This is a genomic window from Allofrancisella inopinata (genome assembly GCF_012222965.1).
In the GTDB taxonomy this organism is placed as follows: domain Bacteria; phylum Pseudomonadota; class Gammaproteobacteria; order Francisellales; family Francisellaceae; genus Francisella; species Francisella inopinata.
In genome coordinates this window covers 73,423-91,577 of record NZ_CP038241.1, presented here as the reverse complement: position 1 = coordinate 91,577, position 18,155 = coordinate 73,423, and the positions used below count along the sequence as shown (strand labels likewise).

The window sequence follows — 18,155 nt, the reverse complement described above, 5'->3', positions numbered from 1 at the left end:
TCTTACATTGGAGTATATTATCGCTAATATTCACAGTAAAGACTAGACTAACTTATGTTATTTAAAAGTTAATCTTTATGATTACTAGATATTTTATCTTGGTAACCCATGCAATTTCTGCACTAATTGCAAGTCATAGTCTGATTTATATGAATGCGCGGTACAACACCCTACTAAAACAACTCCTCACATTTTAAGCAACGACGAGGCTGACTTGGATCAGCTAATGGATGAAACTCATGCCCACACATTATTATTAAATGCTTATATTTTTCTAATACAGGGTTTAAAAGTTTTCCTAGCTTGCTTGTAATAACGATCCCTCAACTCTCTTTCAACTATTTAGTAAACCTTGAGAATACGATCTAAGCATAATAATTATTAAATATGTAAAACTCCATATTTGTCATAAAGCCTAGAAAAATCATATCAACAAGCTCAAGTTGTAAAAAAATACCTTATCTGGAGAATAATCTTTTAATTTTTATTGACAAAAAAAAATAATATATGCAAAATACTTTAGCTATTAGATTATACATTGATGTTTCTTCGCGTCCCCTTAGGAGAAACCAAATTATATGAAGTTTAAAATTAAAAATTAATTGGAGAAATAAAGTTGGCTAATTCAAAACAAGCAAAAAAAAGAATTGTACAAGCTGAAAACAACCGCAAACACAATGTTGCTCGTCGTTCAGTAATGAGAACTTTTTTAAAGAAAACTGCTTATGCTATAGAAAAAGGTGATGTTGAAGCTGCAAAAGAAAACTTTGCAAAAGCTGTTCCTCTTCTAGATAAATATGCTACAAAAGGCTTAATTCACAAAAATAAGGCTGCTAGACACAAATCTCGTCTAAGTGTTAAAATTAAAGCTCTCGCTACAGCTGCTTAATTACTAATAACCATAAAATCAAATCTTATTCTTTAACAATTTCATTTGCTATGTAACATACATATACATTAAAATATGGATTTTGGTTTTACTAAAGCTCTCACTAAAGACTAGGTGACGACTATTAGTTTTTTTTAGCTACCCACTTTTGCTTTCTTAATAGTAAAATAAACAACGGTCTTTAGAACACAGGATCCTTAGTTGGTGGAGCATAGTTCCCAGATATCCCTACTAGTTTGTCCTGATTATCAAAAGTTAGTATAAGTCTAGATTCATCAAAGTTTTCGTCTTGCATATGTGCCTTATACGTATTAACGTATATAAACTGATTTGGGTTAAAAGTATCTATAATATCTGGAGAGCCTAATATGTATTTGACTTCAGCTTTGGTCATATTCGGTTTGATTTCAAAAAGCTTTTTATCTTTAATCACCTTTCCTTGCGGTACTGGCGCTGTATACGGTGTTATTATGCCACATCCTCCTAGCATAGTAGATAGCAACAAAATAACTATTACATATATTTTATAATACATCTTCTAATCTTCTAAACCAGCAAAAAGTCTTTGGTCAATAACATCACATAAGCAATGTATTATAAGAAGGTGGCTTTCATGAATGTTTGCTATATTTTCAGAAGGAACTCTCAGTTCAATATCATGCAAGTCATAAACACCTTGTAGTATTCCACCATTTGAACCTGTTAATGCTATTACTTGCATATCTAAATCATGTGCTTCTTCTATAGCCTTTAAAATATTTGCTGAACTACCACCTACCGAAATAGTCAGCAAAATATCTCCCTCATCACCTAAGGCAGCAATTTGTTTCGAGAAAATTTCGTCAAAACCATAAGTGCTTCCAATAGCTGTAATAGTTGAACTATCTGCAGTCAAAGCAATCACTGGTAAAGGTGGTCTTTCCAGCTCAAAATGACTTAATAATTTAGATGAAAAATGTTGAGCTATAGAGGCTGAGCCACCATTACCACAAACAAGTATCTTGCCACCATTTTCCAAACATGAAACCATAGCTTTTGCTGCTTGAGCAATTGCTGGTGGCAAAATATTAGCTGTTTCTATTTTTGCTTGAATACTATTTTCAAAATAATTATTTATTTTTTCTAAAGAAGTCATAAATAGATACAAAAGCAACTTAACTATGGGGAAAATTCTACTATATAAAGTTTTTGATAGCTAGGGTATATAAAACAATAATTATTTATCTAAAATAAAAAACTACATGTAATTAGTCTTTGAGTTTTACCAATGAAAGTAAAAATAAACATACTATTGGCAAAACTACACATGTTAATACAAATTTCCAGATATAGTCAAAAGGTAAATAACCCATTACAGATACAGCTATTACAGCTGTGCCCATATTAACAAAATTCATAGCACCTGATGCATTTGCTTTATCTTTAAGAGCATTTGACGCTATATGTGATGCTGTAGGATAAATAAAACTACAGGTAAAATACATAAGTGTTGCTATCACAAAAAATATAACTGGTGTTAGTAAATTTTCTAAATACATAAAACTTAAAAATCCTAGAAAACCAGCCATAGCAACCAAAGCCACACCCAATATAGCCAAATCATTGTATTTATTAATAACCCTTGCCACAGCTATAGATCCACCTATAATACCAACCATGGTTAATGAATTCCAAACCCCATATTCAGCACTACTAAATCCAAATAAATCATGCGTAATAAAAGGACCTGCGGCTGAGTAACAATAGCTAAATACAGACATCACTCCAATAACCAACGAAAATGCTATTAGTTTGAAATTACATAAGGCATTTATATATCCTCTAAGAATATTGTTTATATTCAATGCTTTTCTCTGTATTTCACTATCTGTATACATAAAGCTTAACCCAAACATAATCAAACCATGTACCAGTAAGACAAAAAAGCAATCTCTCCAATGTAGGTAACTATCGACCAAACCACCTATCAATATAGCTAAACTCAAAGCCAGAGCAAAGGATATGGTTGCGTATGATAGCGCTAATCTTGCTTTTGCTGGCTCAACTGAGTTGTTTAATATGATAAAAGTACATACTAAACCAGCTGATGAACCAAGAGCTGTTATAAATCGGCCAATTAGTAATACTTTCATTGAAAAGACATAACCTCCTGCCAAGCAAAGTAATATCCCTAGCAAATTCAAAACTAAGCCGAACCTTAGAGCTTTGACTTCGCCATATCTATTTGCTATTGGTCCATAAATAATTTGTCCTATAACATACCCAACTAGAAATATACTAACTAACCATTCAACTTGTCCAGTAGCTAATCCAAGCTCTTTAGAAATATGAGGCAAAGCTGGATTTATGATAACTGCAGAAGCACTAGCTATACTTATATAACTCAGCAAAACTATAATTTTATACTGTTTCATTAGTTTTCACTTTTTTATTGTTTTCATATGGTTTGTTATGGTAAACCAAAAAAAATATTTTACAATATAAAAAAAGTTAACTCTAGTTAAGGAAAACTTTACAATGGTAAAAAATAAGGATTTCTCTCTACCACACCTTGAATTATTTTATAAGCTTATACAATATGGCAGTTTCACTAATACTGCAAAGGTTTTAGGAGTCTCAAAAGCGGCCGTTAGCCACTCAATAAAAACTTTAGAAAACCAACTAAAAGTAACCTTAATCAATAGAACCACAAGAGCAATATCTTTAACTCATGAGGGGAAGTTGCTATACAGGCATTGTGTAGAATTGCATGACAAAGTAGAAAACATAAAGGAAACTATAAAATCTTTTCATAAGAAACCCTCTGGAACGCTACGTATAAGTTGTAATCCATTTTTTGCAAATCACTTACTTCCTATATTAAATATTTATACTAAAAAGTTTCCTAGCGTTAATATACAAGTAGATATTGAGGAAAGGCTGCCTAGCCTTAAAGATGAAACAGTTGACATAGTATTTGGAGTAAACTGGCAACCTCCTGAAGATATAGTTGCCAGGAAAATTGCTACTACAAGATATGTTTTATGTGCCAGCCCAAAATACATAAAGGAAAACGGCAAACCTCAAAAGATTGAAGACATTTTCAGTTATGACTATATACCGCATAAAGAAAGAACTTCACCCATAGTAGCCCTGAAACAAAAAGTAAACTTTGACAAAACAGTATCTAACTTATCGTCAAACAATATAGACTTTATCAAAAAATGTGTTTTACAAAGTTTAGGTATCGCACAGTTCCATGAATATATAGTTAAAGAAGATATTGAAAACGGAAACCTGGTAGAACTTTTACCAGAAGCTTTTACCAGTGAAGAAAAAATATATATGTATTACCAAAAAGAAAAGTTTGTTCAGCCTAAAATAAAAGAGTTCGTTACTATTGCACTAGCTAACTTTAAAGAATTTGATTCAACCCTTGGCTCTATCTCCAAATAAAGAGCTTCCAATTCTAACCTCTGTACTGCCATATGCTAATGCTATATCGTAGTCAGCGCTCATTCCCATTGATAGTTCAGATAATTTAACCTCAGTGGGTAAGTGTGAGTTTATCTTATCAAAAAGCAGTTGCATTTTAGCAAAGCTTTGTTTGGGATCCGTATATTTAGCTGACATACACATTAAACCTACTACCTTAATATTTTTTAGGTTTTTAGAATAATTTATACAATCTAAAACCTTGTCACTTTGACTTGAGCTAAAGCCAGCTTTGTTTGGGTCATTATCGATATTTATTTGTAAAAATATTTTTATTTGCTTATTTTGTTCAACTGCATTTAAACTTATCTTCTCAAGATGCTCTATTTTCTCAGCACTTTGGATAATGTTTGCATATTTTACTATCTTTTTTATCTTCTTTGATTGTAGCGATCCTATAAAATGCCAAATCAAATTTGGTAGCTCCAAAGCTTTTTGTTCTAGCTCTTGAATGTAGTTCTCACCAAAATCAGCTTGTCCAAGAGAGTTTAAAAACTTTATTTTTTCAATAGATTGATATTTACTTACTGCTAAAAGCTTAGCTTTGCCATTAAGTTGAGATAGAATTTTTTCATAAGACTTTTTGATAAATTCTTTGTCGAGCATAATTTATTTTCTCATAACAATTAAATTTCTTTTCGCATCTAGAAAAGGTACTTTTATTTCATGTTTTGACACTTTAAGTGGAAGTTTAAGCAGACTTTGCTCTTCACAATCAGCTCCTTTCATAGCTAACATTTGGTTATCATTAGTTAAGAAATGCTTACATAGTTCATAAAAACTCTTAACATCACTAAAAGCTCTAGAAATAATATTATCAAATATACCTGTTAAATCTTCAATTCTGGTATTTATTGGTTCTATATTTGCTAATCCTAAAGCTTTTTTTGCATTCCTTAAAAACATGATTTTTTTACCAACGCTGTCTACTAAAGTGAATTTATGCTCTGGGTATAAAATTGCCAAAACCGCTCCTGGCAAACCACCTCCTGTACCGACATCTACAGTTGTCGAGCCTTTTATATATTTAGCTACGGATAAGCTATCAAATAAGTGTTTTTCGAGCATGTCATCAAAATTTTTTATAGCGGTCATATTGTATACTTTATTCCACTTTTCAAGCAGCTTAAGATATTCAATCCAAAGATTAATTTGTTTATCATTAGCACTAAGGTTTAACTCTATTAGAGCTTGTTGAATTTTATCGTCTACCGTCATTTTTATGGAAATAAAGTTTTTAGATACGTTATAATGACTATATTATAAGCTTTTTTAACAAATATAGTTAGCGAGTGTAAGATATTACAAGCAAAACATAGGCTTACTGTGAATTTTATAAGCTAAAGCGATGCACTAAATAACCTTATAATCCCTAATGACTAATTAAAGATTTAAATATGATTTTATCTAGAAAATTTGGTGCCGCCATGATCATCTCTGGCACTTGTATTGGCGCTGGTATGTTAGCAATTCCAACAACTGTTGCAAGTTGTGGCTTTTTTATAGGTTCTATACTAATAATCTCTATCTGGGCTTTAATGACTTTTACCGCTATAGTTTTAGCAGAAGTTAACTTAAAGATGAAAGAAGGTGCAAATTTTATAGAAATGACACAGCAAACTCTTGGACCTGTAGGAGTGTGTATAGTATGGGTTTGCTATATACTTTTATTATATTCATTAGTTGCTGCCTACACTGTGGGTGGAGGCCTATTAATAACTGCTTCACTATCAAGTATTGGTATCATCTTGCAAGAGAAAACTACCAGCATAATATTTATTTTAGTTCTTGGACTATTTATTTATAAAAGCACTAGAATAGTAGATCATGTAAACAAAATAATGCTTACCGGCAAACTTTTAGCTTTTTTCCTACTAGTGATAGTTTTATTACCGCACATTTCTACGGAACAATTAGGATACTCGATAAAAAACCCTAACTTTATATGGGCTTGTTTTCCTATTTTACTAACTTCTTTTGGTTTTCATCACATAATCCCAACACTTAGGACATATGTAAAATCTGATAAAAAAGCTTTACGCCAAGCTATTATACTAGGAAGCACAGTACCTTTAGTAGTCTATCTACTATGGATATTTGCTACTCTTGGCTCTATACCTGTTGAAACAGCAGATGGTATATTAGGAAAACAAGCAGGGGAAATAACCTCTATAATAATAAGTCATTTTAGTAATCATTCAGGCTATATAGCATCAATCTCTTTTTTATTCGGTTTTTTTGCTTTAGCCACTTCTTTTCTTGGCGTTGCCCTTGGACTTTTTGACTTTAGTCGTAGTACTTATAAACTTTCTGCAAATTCACATAACCATAAGATATTGGCTTTTATTATTACTTTTCTACCAGCTTATATATATGCTATTGCCTACCCTGAAGGTTTCAAAGCAGCTTTAGGTTACGCTAGTATTTTTGTAGCTATACTCCAAGTAGCTCTACCTGTAGCAATGTTATGGGTCATTAACTATAAAAAACGTAAAACTATGTTTTATACCTCGATAATAACTAGTATAATTATCGCAATTGCTATTTTGATAATAACTTTACAAATTCTAAGCTCTCTAGATTTGCTACCTACCTTACCAACTACATAAACTTAGTAATTGACTAAACATGTCTTTTTCTATACAATGTCGAAACTATTTCTATGATATGTCAAGAATAAATTTTAAAATTATAAAGAGGATATTAAAATGAAAAGAACGTTCCAACCTTCAAACCTAAAAAGAAAAAGAACTCATGGCTTTCGTGCTCGTATGAAAACTCTAAGTGGTAGAAAAGCTATTAATAACAGAAGAGCTAAAGGTAGAGCTAAGCTTGCAGCATAAGTTTTGTTTATCAAAGCAAAATATACTTAATAAAAATGAGATCAAGCAAGCTTTTGATAGAGTACAAACAAAGTTACACTCTTTACACTTTACGTTTTTAATAAGTGAACGTAATTCTAATGAGCCTGGCTTATGTGTGATACTGGCTAAAAAAAATATCAAAAAAGCCACTAAAAGAAACCTCTGTAGGCGGCTTATTAAAGAGTACTTTCGTCAACACAAGGGACTTCTTGATAACAAAAGCTTGATTGTGTTAGGCAAAAAACAAGCATCAGAAGCTACTAAGGAAGATTTGTGGCGGTCTATAGAAAAATTTCATCAATTTTTAGAAAAATAGCTAAAGCTCCCTTTATAACTTTTATAAAGTTGTATCGCTATTTTATTAGCCCATTGATTCCTGCTAGATGTCGATACTATCCTACCTGCTCACAATATGCTCTAGAAGCTTTAGAAACTCATGGTATACTAAAAGGATTGTATTTAAGTATTTGTAGACTTGCTAGATGTCATCCACTATCTAAAAGAGAGTACTTCGATCCAGTTCCTAGCAAAATAGAAGGTTTAAAATCAAAATGAAATCTAATCATATAAGAATACTGTTATTAGTTACGATAGCAATAATGTTTGTTTCACTGATGGGTAAATGGGAGCAAACTTTCCCACCAAAAGATGATAGCTCACAAATAAGTGCAGTTGAAACAAAAACTAATCACTATGCTGAAACGACTGCAGAGTCAATAAATAGCAATACTTCTCAAGCTAGCATAAAAAATGCCTTATCTACAAAAACTAATTTTTCAGAATACGATGATGCTAAGAGCGTTACTATAAACACAAAAGTCTTTAAAGACCTAAAGGTTAGCCTACTTAATGGTGCAATAATCTCAGCTTCACTTAAAGACTACTCTATAAGCTTAGAGGATAAAACTCCAATGAGCTTACTTACTGAACAGAAAGGTTCTGAGTATATAGCTAAAAGTACAATTGTAGTTGATAAAAATCCATTATCAATAAACTTCGAAAGTAAGGGAGTTAAGAAGGAAGGTGATAAACAGATTCTTACCCTTTTTGCTAAAATTGATGGTTTAGAGATAACTAGAACCTATACTTTTGATGATGACAAATACAATATTTCTATCGACCAAAGTATCACAAATACATCTTCTAAAACTGTTAATGTAATAGCAGATAACTCCTTAGTTAGAGATTTTGACCCTTCTGGGGATAGCTTTAGTTTACTAAATGCTCATAGCTATACTTTTACAGGGGTAGCTTACTCAACTTCTCAAGATAAGTTTAAAAAAGAAACTTTTAAAGATATTGCAAAATCTAATGGTAAACCAACTTTAGTAAATAACGTTGGACAAGGCTGGGTTGGACTATTACAACATTACTTTGTAAGCGTGTGGATTCCACAATCTCAAAATTCGATAATATACTACAAAAACATTAATCAAAATGTTTTCGAAGCTGGCGAATATACTACTGTAACAATGCAGCCAAACCAAACGCGGAATATATCATCTATCCTCTATACTGGTCCTATCATAAAGGATAACTTAGTAAATTTAGCTCCCAACTTAGAGAAAACTCTTGATTATGGAATGCTATCCTTTTTCTCAGAAATAATATTTTGGGTAATGTTTCATATCCATTCTTTTGTGGGCAATTGGGGATTAGCAATTATCTTAGTTACCATACTTATTAAGGCCATATTTTATCCGCTTTCTGCAAAAAGCTATCGTTCTATGGCAAAAATGAGGATGCTTCAACCTAGAGTTAAGCGTCTTCAAGAAATGTACAAAGACGACCGTCAAAAGCTAGGCAAAAAAATGATGGAACTATACAAAGAGGAAAAAGTAAACCCTTTAAGTGGTTGCTTACCTATGCTTATACAGGTTCCTATCTTTATTGCTTTATACTGGGTGTTATTAGAGTCCGTAGAATTAAGGCAAGCTCCTTTTATATTATGGATACATGACCTGTCTACAAAAGACCCTTATTTTGTATTACCAATTTTAATGGGTCTGTCAATGTTCTTGCAACAAAAACTATCTCCTGCTCCAGCAGACCCTATGCAAGCTAAAATAATGATGTTTTTACCAGTGATATTTACTTTTTTATTTGCAGCATTCCCATCTGGATTGGTACTATACTGGTTAACAAACAATTTAATTAGTATTTTGCAACAATGGGTTATCACAAGACGTTATCAAGCAACGCATAAAAGATAAAAAAATGAATAAATCTTTACTTACCCCTAAATACTGGGGGCTGTGGATTATAATAGGGTTTTCTAAAGTTATTGTAAATATCTTACCTTACAAAGCTTTAATGCACTTAGCTGTTGGCGTAGGTTTTTTGGCAAAACCACTAGCTAAAAAAAGACAACAAATAGCTATTATAAACCTTAAAATAGCATTTCCAGAAAAATCAGATAAAGAGATAAAAAAGCTTGCTAATGATAGTTATAAATCAGCTTGCATGGCTGGATTTGAAAGCTTAATAGCTTGGTTTATGTCTGATAAAAAGTTTAAAAAAATAAAGTTTGAAATTATTGATGCCTCTTTATTTGAAAAAATACATTTTGATAAGAATAAGGTTGTGATTGTCCTTGGTTTTCATTTCCATTGTTTAGAGATAATCGGCAGATATATTGGCCAAACTTACGAGCCTTTTACAGTGATGTATCAAATACATAAAAACCCCTTAATGGAATATGTTATTACATCAGCAAGGAAAAAATATGTTCAAGAATGTTTCCAAAGAAAAAATATTGTCTCTGTGATTAAAAGTTTAAAAAGAAAAGTTTCACTATGGTACGCTCCAGACCAAGATTTTAGGGAACATATAGTGTTTGCACCGTTTTTTGGTAAACTATGCGCTACTCTTACAATTACTCCTTGGCTAGCTGAGAAAACTGGAGCTATTGTAATTCCTGCATACTACATAAGAAAAAATGACTTATCAGGATATACGATAGTTGCGGGCGAGCCTCTTAATTTCACAGGAAATGCTTACAAAGACGCCACAATGACGAACAAGTTTTTAGAAGAAGCTATAAGAAAGCATCCAGAACAATACTTGTGGCAACATAGGCGTTATAAAACCAGACCAAACGGGGAAGAAAAAATTTATTAAGACTTATTATTTTTTTAAGCTCTATGTTAAAATCTACAATAAAAACTTTTAAGTATAAGAGATAAATGTATAAAAACCTTATAAAGCCTAAAAACTGGAGAATATTTACTATACTAGGTATAATGAATATTGGTTCGAAACTCCCTTTATGGAGCCATAAATTTATAGTTTTAGCTCTAGGTTTTATCATTAAACCTTTCCTACGCAGCAGAAATATTATTGCGCAAGAAAACCTCAAAATAGCTTTCCCGGAAAAATCTCTAAAGAAATTAAATAAGCTTGTTAATAAGAGTTACTATTCTATGGTACTATCTGGGGCTGAGACTACAGCTGCTTGGTTTTTGTCTAAAAAAAGATTCAAGAAAATAAAGTTTGAATGGGAAGAAGGAGCTCTAGAAAGGTTCCAAAAGTATCATGATGATCCAAATCAAAAGCTTATAGTTCTTGGTTTTCATTTTCATTGTATAGAAATAATTGGTAGATATATGGGAGAACAGTTTCCTCCTTTTACTGTTATGTATCAAAAAAATGGTAACGACATAATAGAAGACTTGATAAAAACATATCGTGAGAAAAACCTTTATAAATGTCTTGATAGCAAAAATTTTATAGCTGTTATCAGAAGTTTAAAAAAAGGCTACACTATGTGGTATGCTCCAGACCAAGACTTTGGTTTAGAAAGTTCTGGTGTGGAAAACTCAGTATTTGCACCCTTTTTTGGTAAACCTTGTTCAACTCTCACTGTTACACCATGGTTAGCAGAAAAAACTGGGGCAGTTGTAATACCTGCATACTATGTTCGTGAAAAATGTCTAAAAAAATATAAAATATATACTGGTGAACCTTTTAAATTTACTGGTGATGCTTACAAAGATGCCGAAATGACGAATAAATTCTTAGAGGAAGCTATAAGAAAGCATCCAGAGCAATACTTATGGCAACATAGACGATATAGAACCAGACCAAATGGCGAACCACAGATTTATTAAAAGGAGAGAGATGTTAAAAAAACAAGGTTTTTCACTGGTGGAATTAATGGTAGTGATTGCTATAATAGCTATTTTAGCAGCTGTTGGTATACCTGCTTATAATAATTATGTTTTAAAAAGCCATCGTAGCGAGGCAACATCAGAGCTTCTATCAGCAGCCAATGCTGCTGATAACTTTGAAATTCGTAATGGAACTTTTCCTTCAGGTAGTGAGATAAACAGTTTTTGGCATACAAATACTCAAAATGGTTATTATTCTTTATCATATTGCTCCGGGGAGCAAGAATGTTCTAATGTAAGTTATGTTATTATAGCTAAAGCATCTGGTAGTCAAATGGGGGATACTCCCTGCACTACTATAGAACTTGAAGTTAATGGTGGCATTGTAAACAAAACTCCAATTGAATGTTGGAATTAATAAATTAATAAGATTTTTGAGGATTAAAGTAATGGCAAGTTATAGCACAAATGAGTTTAAAGGTGGATTAAAGGTTCTTATAGATGGTAACCCGATGGTAATTATTGAAAATGAATTTGTGAAACCTGGTAAGGGTCAAGCCTTTAACCGAGTTAAGTTAAAAAATTTACTTAACGATAGAGTAATCGAAAAAACTTTTAAATCAGGCGAATCTGTGGAGGCGGCTGACGTTGAGGAACTAACTGCCATATACTCATACTTTGACGGTGATAGCTACGTGTTTATGCACCCTGAAACGTTCGAACAATATATGGTCTCTGAGGAAAGTTTAGGAGATACAAAAAAATGGCTAAAAGATCAAGATGAATATCAAATTGTGCTTTTTAATGGTCAACCAATATCTGTTGTTGCCCCTAATTTTGTTAATCTTGAGATAGTAGAAACTGATCCGGGCCTAAAGGGTGATACAGCTGGTACTGGTGGTAAACCAGCAACTTTATCTACTGGTGCGGTAGTTAGAGTACCGTTATTCGTCCAAACTGGTGAAATTATCAAAGTTGATACTAGAACTTCAACTTATGTATCTAGAGTTAAAGAGTAAATAAATATGCAATCAACAGATAACCTAATTTGGTTAGATCTAGAAATGACAGGGCTTGATGTTGAGCAATGCCAAATTATAGAAATCGCAGTTATTATTACAAATAAAAACCTAGATATCATTGCTGAAGCAGAACCAATAGCTATATACCAACCTGATAGCATTTTAGAAAATATGAATGAATGGTGTATTAAAACCCATGCTGACACAGGGCTTACTCAACGTGTTAAAGAAAGTAAAGTAAGTTTAGAACAAGCAGAAGAAAAAATTTTAGAATTCATAAAAATGTATGTTCCTTACCAAAGCTCACCTTTATGTGGTAACTCTATTTGGCAAGACCGAAGATTTTTAGCTAAATACATGCCAAAAATTGATGACTACTGTCACTATCGTGTACTAGATGTGACTAGTATAAAACTACTAAATGAGTATTGGGGTAAACCTAAATGTTTTGTGAAAAAAAATACTCATAAGGCTCTAGATGATATCCAAGAGTCGATAGCTGAACTTAAGTTTTATAAAGAGGAATTATTTAATTAATAAGCTATACTAATTTAGTATAGTTTTGATATAATCTGCGCATATCCCTGTAATTTACCCGAGAATAAACCTATGAAATACGCTTTAGTCGGTAACCCTAATTGCGGAAAAACAACTATTTTTAATGCTCTTACGGGTCTTAATCAAAAAGTTGGAAATTGGTCTGGTGTAACTGTTGATAAAAAAACTGGTTTTTATGAAGTAGCTAATAGAAAAGTTGAAATTGTCGATATACCAGGAATTTACTCACTAGCGGTATCAGATGAAAGCTCTATCGATGAACAAATAGCATATTCCTTTATAGTCAATGAAAAACCTAATGCTATCATAAATGTAGTTGATGCTTCTAACTTAAATAGAAGCCTTTATTTAACTACTCAACTTATGGAACTAGGGTTACCTATTATACTAGCTGTTAATATGGTAGACGTCGCTAGTAAAAAAGGGCTTGTAATCCACTATGATAAATTAGAAAAGACCTTAGGTTGTAAAGTTTTACCTATAGTGGGTTCAAAAAATATTGGTATAAAAGATTTAAAAGAATTACTTGCTAAAGAACAACCACAACCACACTTTGATTTAAAGAAGTATTACCCTCAACCAGTCTTTGAACTTGAGCAAAAAATCAGCTCATTAAGAGAAAATAAACTTGGAAATTTATGGTTAGCAACTGAGTTATTTGACAACAGGTCAATTCAACTTTCTCAAGAAATTAATGATGAACAAGTCAAACTTCTAGAAGATTTTGTAGAAGATAACTTACTTATAGATAATGATTTAGCTAAAGCTAGATATAAAGCTGTAGCTGATATTATTGAAAAAGCAGTAGAAACTAAAAAAATCTCTCGATTTAACGTCACTAAAATCCTAGATGCTATCTGTATGAATAAGTATCTTGGTGTGCCGATATTCCTTTTTATGATGTATTTGATGTTTTTATTTTCAATCACACTAGGTGGTGCGATCCAACCAATGTTTGATGATCTATCACATGCTGTTTTCGTTGATGGATTAGCATATTATGCAAATATGGTTGGTTTACCGTTACCTTTGACAGGAATTTTAGCCAATGGTTTAGGAACTGGTATAAATACTGTGCTTGGCTTTATCCCTCAGATAGGTTTCTTATTTATATTCTTATCTATATTAGAAGATTCTGGATACATGTCTCGAGCAGCTTTTGTAATGGATAGATTTATGCAGTCTATTGGTTTATCTGGTAAAGCTTTTGTTCCATTAATAGTAGGTTTTGGTTGTAATGTTGCTTCTATTATGGCTGCTAGAACTCTTGAGACTCGCAAAGATCGTTTAATGACTATTATGATGTCTCCATTTATGTCTTGTGGCGCAAGATTAGCAATATTTTCTGTATTTGCTACAGCATTTTTTCCTAATAATGGCGCTACTATTATATTTTTATTGTACTTAGCCGGTATAATCGGGGCTATCATTACAGGATATATTATCAAGTTTACATTTTTAAAAGGAGATACAGCTCCATTTATTCTAGATATACCTAATTACCATACTCCTTCTTTTAAAACTGTAATGCTATATAGCTGGAGTAGACTAAAATCTTTTCTAATTCGCGCTGGTAAAGTGATTGTCCCTGTAGCAATTATTGTTGGAAGTTTAAATAGTATTACTATAAATAATAAAACTACAGCGTTAGAATATGTTAGCAAAAAAATCACACCTCTTTTAAACCCAATGGGTGTTAACGACGATAATTGGCCAGCTACAGTTGGTTTGATAACCGGAACCTTAGCTAAAGAAGTTGTAGTAGGAACATTAAACACCATTTACACACAAGATAACAGCTCAGGGATCCCAGAAGAATTTAGCTTTATGGAAAGTTTAAAAGAGTCATGGGATGCAACCATAGATAATATCAAAGGTATAAATCTAGCTACTTTGCTAAACCCAATTGAGGCAAGTAAAGCTGATGCAAGTATGGATAAAGGTGCTATGGGAAATATGGTCGCTAAGTTTGGTTCTTTGTCGGCTGCCTTTGCCTATTTACTATTTGTACTATTATATATCCCTTGTATATCTGTAGTTGGTGCTATGGTTAGAGAATCCACACGTGGGTGGGCCATTTTATCTGTATTTTGGAGCGCTTCAATCGCTTACGTTGCAGCAATAATCGTTTATCAACTTATAAATATAACAACGCATCCTATTAGCTCTATAATATACCTTGGACTAGCTACGCTTTACACTTTAATAGTAATATTCCTAATGAAATACCTTTCTACCAAAATAAAGTTTGTCGCAAATTTAACAGGTTGTTCTAGTTGTAACACTAAATGCTCTTAACTGTATTTTTCATAAAAATTTCTTTTCTAAATTGTATTTAAATATGTTACGATGACAATTAAGGGGCTGTTGCAAGCTGGAATTAGATGGGTGGTAACAAGGCAAGAATATTCGAAAAAGCGCAGTTTACACGTAGTAAATGAGCATTTTGAGAATATTTTTAACACAGTTAGAAACATATAATTTTAGTTTGCAACAGTCCCATTAAGCGTACATGAGTGTACGTCTTTAATATATATTCAAATAAAAACTTGAGAGGAGTTTTATGTCAAAATTTGTCTATGCCTTTAGCGAAGGTAATAAGTCTATGCGTGATTTACTAGGTGGAAAAGGTGCAAATCTTAGCGAAATGCTAAACAGTGGTTTACCAGTGCCAGATGGCTTTACAGTAACAACAGAGGCTTGCCTTAAGTATTACGATGACCGTCAGAAGTTAAGCGATATAGTAAAAAAACAGATATTTCAACACATCGCCGACTTGGAGAAAAGAACAGGTAAAACTTTTGGAAGCGGTAAAAACCCACTGCTAGTTTCTGTACGTTCTGGTGCAAGAGTTTCAATGCCTGGTATGATGGATACAGTATTAAACCTAGGCTTAAATGATGATGTTGCTAACGCTATGACAGCTAAGACAAATAATGAACAATTTGTTTATGACAGCTATAGAAGATTTATCATGATGTTTGCAGATGTAGTTATGGACTGCGAGAAAAAACATTTTGACAAAATTTTAGAAGAAAAAAAAGAAAAAAGAAAAGTTAAAAATGATTGCGATTTAAGTGCTGAAGATTACAAAGAAATAGTTCTAGAATATAAAAATATATATAAATCCCTGGTTGGTAAAGATTTTCCTTGTGATCCTATGGAGCAATTATTAGCTGCTGTTGAGGCTGTATTTAAATCTTGGAATGCTGAAAGAGCTATTATTTATAGAGAAATCAACAATATCTCCAACAATTGGGGAACAGCTGTTAATGTCCAAGAGATGGTATATGGTAACTCTGGTAATAACTCTGGTACTGGTGTTGCTTTCACAAGAAACCCTTCTACAGGTGAAAATGAGTTATTTGGCGAATATCTAATTAACGCTCAAGGTGAAGATGTAGTAGCGGGTGTAAGAACTCCTTCTCATATATCTACCCTAAAAGATAAAATGCCTGAAGTTTTTAATGACTTTGTAAAAATAGCTAAAAATTTAGAAGCTGTATACAAAGATATGCAAGATATGGAGTTTACTATCGAGGATGGTAAGCTCTTTATGCTTCAAACAAGAAATGGTAAAAGAACTGCAAAAGCAGCTATCAAAATTGCTGTAGACATGGCTAAAGAAGGTTTAATAACTAACCAAGAAGCTGTAATGATGGTTGAACCCCACCTATTAGAGCAACTTCTACATCCTAAATTTGATGAAAAAGCTTTAGCTTCAAAGCGTCCTTTAGGTTCAGCTTTAGGTGCTTCACCAGGGGCCGCTAGTGGTAGGATTTACTTTGACGTTGAGTCTCTACTTGCAGCAAAAGCTCGTGGTGAAGAAAAAACTATCCTTGTGAGAATAGAAACCTCTCCTGAAGATATTGCTGGTATGAACGCTTGTAATGGTATTTTAACCCTTCGTGGTGGTATGACATCTCATGCTGCTGTAGTTGCTCGTGGTATGGGTAAATGTTGTGTATCAGGACTAGAGTCAGCAAAGATAAATGAAGAGCAACGTACTATCACTTTTGAGAGAGGTCAAGTTTTTGGTGAAGGGGACTATCTATCTCTAGATGGTACAAAAGGTGACGTATACAGAGGCATTATAAAAACTGTCGATCCTGAGGTTACACCTGATTTTGAAGAATTTATGAAGTTTGTAGATAGTGTTCGCAAACTTCGTGTTAGATGCAATGCTGATACAAGACATGATGCTGAAATTGCTAGGATGTATGGTGCCGAGGGAATAGGTCTGTGTCGTACTGAGCATATGTTTTTTGAAGAAGATCGCATCTCTTACGTAAGGCAGATGATTTTAGCTAAAGATAAAAAAGAAAGACAAAAAGCTTTAGATAAACTACTTCCTGTGCAGCAACAAGATTTTGAAGAATTATTTGAAGCTATGGACGGGTTAGCTGTAACTATTAGATTTATAGACCCTCCTTTGCATGAGTTTTTACCAAGAGAGGTAGAAGAAATAGAAGCTTTAGCTAGAGAGTTTAAAATTAGTTATGATGAGCTAGAAGCACGCATAGAGGCTCTTAGTGAAATGAATCCTATGATGGGGCATCGTGGCTGTAGACTAGCAGTTACATACCCGGAAATTATAGAAATGCAAACTAAAGCTATTATTTACGCTGCTATATCTGCCAAACGTATGGGAATAGAAGTCAAACCAGAGCTGATGATTCCATTAATCAGTACACTTGGTGAATTTAAACTTTTAAGTGGTATTATTCACGAGGTAGCTAATACAATTTTGAAGCGTGAAAAAATAGATATCGACTACAAAGTAGGTGTAATGCTTGAAACTCCACGTGGTGCAATAGGAGCTGGTATGCTTGCCCAAGCTGGTAGTGAGTTTTTCTCGTTTGGTACAAATGATTTAACTCAGATGACTTTTGGCTTTAGTAGAGATGATGCTAATAAGTTTATTAGAGAATATCTTGAAAGAGGTATCCTAAGCTTTGATCCTTTTGCAAGATTGGATCCAAAAGGTGTTGGTAAGCTAATGGAAATAGCTAAAGAAGGAGTAAAAGCTGTTAATCCAAATGCTAAGATGGGAATTTGTGGAGAGCATGGTGGAGAGCCTTATTCTGTAGCATTTTGTCATGACTTAGGTCTTGACTATGTATCTTGTTCTCCATTTAGAGTACCTGTAGCTAGACTATCAGCAGCTCAAGCTAAAATATATGCTGATAGAAAGTCTTTTTTATAACTATGAATATGTCTAAGCTAATCAAACCATATC

The 18,155-nt window shown here is 32.9% G+C and carries 19 protein-coding genes; 14 read left to right on the top strand and 5 right to left on the bottom strand.

The window, feature by feature from the left end:
- The first annotated feature begins 616 nt into the window (after nt 1-616).
- Complete coding sequence (gene rpsT, locus E4K63_RS00420) at nt 617-889, top strand: 30S ribosomal protein S20 (protein WP_133942122.1); 273 nt, start codon at nt 617-619, stop codon at nt 887-889.
- Nucleotides 890-1,070: 181 nt separating this feature from the next.
- On the opposite strand, the gene E4K63_RS00415 is transcribed toward rpsT, so the two are convergent.
- From E4K63_RS00415 to E4K63_RS00405, 3 genes are all read right to left on the bottom strand, one after another.
- Complete coding sequence (locus E4K63_RS00415) at nt 1,071-1,424, bottom strand: outer membrane protein assembly factor BamE (RefSeq protein WP_133942123.1); 354 nt, start codon at nt 1,422-1,424, stop codon at nt 1,071-1,073.
- Between the two features lie 3 nt (nt 1,425-1,427).
- Nucleotides 1,428-2,024, bottom strand: a complete 597-nt coding sequence (locus tag E4K63_RS00410; protein WP_133942124.1) for a D-sedoheptulose-7-phosphate isomerase — start codon at nt 2,022-2,024, stop codon at nt 1,428-1,430.
- Nucleotides 2,025-2,136: 112 nt separating this feature from the next.
- A complete protein-coding gene (locus tag E4K63_RS00405) occupies nt 2,137-3,303 on the bottom strand; it encodes an MFS transporter (RefSeq protein WP_133942125.1) in 1,167 nt (388 codons plus the stop codon).
- Between the two features lie 103 nt (nt 3,304-3,406).
- Here E4K63_RS00405 and E4K63_RS00400 point away from each other — a divergent pair, with 103 nt between their 5' ends.
- Nucleotides 3,407-4,324: a LysR family transcriptional regulator gene (locus E4K63_RS00400; RefSeq protein ID WP_133942126.1), complete on the top strand. Its 918-nt coding sequence runs from the start codon at nt 3,407-3,409 to the stop codon at nt 4,322-4,324.
- Here the strand turns inward: E4K63_RS00400 and E4K63_RS00395 are convergent.
- Both E4K63_RS00395 and rsmG read right to left on the bottom strand, forming a co-directional pair.
- Nucleotides 4,298-4,969, bottom strand: coding sequence for a YggS family pyridoxal phosphate-dependent enzyme (locus E4K63_RS00395; RefSeq protein ID WP_133942127.1), 672 nt, complete (start codon nt 4,967-4,969; stop codon nt 4,298-4,300). The two genes, E4K63_RS00400 and E4K63_RS00395, sit on opposite strands and share 27 nt — an antisense overlap.
- Before the next feature lie 3 nt (nt 4,970-4,972).
- Nucleotides 4,973-5,581, bottom strand: a complete 609-nt coding sequence (rsmG, locus tag E4K63_RS00390) for a 16S rRNA (guanine(527)-N(7))-methyltransferase RsmG (RefSeq protein WP_133942128.1) — start codon at nt 5,579-5,581, stop codon at nt 4,973-4,975.
- 179 nt (nt 5,582-5,760) lie between these two features.
- Between rsmG and E4K63_RS00385 the strand changes: the two genes are divergently transcribed.
- The 12 genes from E4K63_RS00385 to ppdK all read left to right on the top strand — a co-directional run bounded on the left by E4K63_RS00385 (nt 5,761) and on the right by ppdK (nt 18,122).
- Nucleotides 5,761-6,972, top strand: a complete 1,212-nt coding sequence (locus tag E4K63_RS00385; protein WP_133942129.1) for an amino acid permease — start codon at nt 5,761-5,763, stop codon at nt 6,970-6,972.
- 99 nt (nt 6,973-7,071) lie between these two features.
- Nucleotides 7,072-7,206 (top strand): 50S ribosomal protein L34, encoded by a 135-nt coding sequence (gene rpmH / locus E4K63_RS00380; protein ID WP_035720651.1) that lies wholly within the window; start codon nt 7,072-7,074, stop codon nt 7,204-7,206.
- Nucleotides 7,196-7,543 (top strand): ribonuclease P protein component, encoded by a 348-nt coding sequence (rnpA, locus tag E4K63_RS00375; protein ID WP_133942130.1) that lies wholly within the window; start codon nt 7,196-7,198, stop codon nt 7,541-7,543. The genes rpmH and rnpA overlap by 11 nt, the downstream gene beginning before the upstream one ends.
- Nucleotides 7,501-7,782 (top strand): membrane protein insertion efficiency factor YidD, encoded by a 282-nt coding sequence (gene yidD, locus E4K63_RS00370; RefSeq protein WP_035720648.1) that lies wholly within the window; start codon nt 7,501-7,503, stop codon nt 7,780-7,782. Before rnpA ends, yidD begins: the two co-directional genes overlap by 43 nt.
- Nucleotides 7,779-9,440, top strand: coding sequence for a membrane protein insertase YidC (gene yidC / locus E4K63_RS00365; RefSeq protein ID WP_133942131.1), 1,662 nt, complete (start codon nt 7,779-7,781; stop codon nt 9,438-9,440). The genes yidD and yidC overlap by 4 nt, the downstream gene beginning before the upstream one ends.
- Before the next feature lie 4 nt (nt 9,441-9,444).
- Nucleotides 9,445-10,347 (top strand): LpxL/LpxP family acyltransferase, encoded by a 903-nt coding sequence (locus E4K63_RS00360; RefSeq protein ID WP_133942132.1) that lies wholly within the window; start codon nt 9,445-9,447, stop codon nt 10,345-10,347.
- A gap of 65 nt (nt 10,348-10,412) precedes the next feature.
- Nucleotides 10,413-11,336, top strand: coding sequence for a lysophospholipid acyltransferase family protein (locus tag E4K63_RS00355; RefSeq protein WP_133942133.1), 924 nt, complete (start codon nt 10,413-10,415; stop codon nt 11,334-11,336).
- Nucleotides 11,337-11,346: 10 nt separating this feature from the next.
- Complete coding sequence (locus tag E4K63_RS00350) at nt 11,347-11,754, top strand: type IV pilin protein (RefSeq protein WP_133942134.1); 408 nt, start codon at nt 11,347-11,349, stop codon at nt 11,752-11,754.
- A 31-nt stretch (nt 11,755-11,785) separates the two neighbouring features.
- On the top strand, nt 11,786-12,355 hold the full coding sequence (gene efp / locus E4K63_RS00345; RefSeq protein ID WP_133942135.1) for an elongation factor P: 570 nt from the start codon (nt 11,786-11,788) through the stop codon (nt 12,353-12,355).
- Between the two features lie 6 nt (nt 12,356-12,361).
- Nucleotides 12,362-12,895 carry an oligoribonuclease gene (gene orn / locus E4K63_RS00340; protein WP_133942136.1) on the top strand — a complete coding sequence of 178 codons (534 nt, stop codon included), beginning with the start codon at nt 12,362-12,364 and terminating at the stop codon, nt 12,893-12,895.
- Between the two features lie 72 nt (nt 12,896-12,967).
- On the top strand, nt 12,968-15,214 hold the full coding sequence (feoB, locus tag E4K63_RS00335) for a Fe(2+) transporter permease subunit FeoB (protein WP_133942137.1): 2,247 nt from the start codon (nt 12,968-12,970) through the stop codon (nt 15,212-15,214).
- A 265-nt stretch (nt 15,215-15,479) separates the two neighbouring features.
- Nucleotides 15,480-18,122 carry a pyruvate, phosphate dikinase gene (gene ppdK / locus E4K63_RS00330; protein ID WP_133942138.1) on the top strand — a complete coding sequence of 881 codons (2,643 nt, stop codon included), beginning with the start codon at nt 15,480-15,482 and terminating at the stop codon, nt 18,120-18,122.
- Nucleotides 18,123-18,155: the final 33 nt, after the last annotated feature.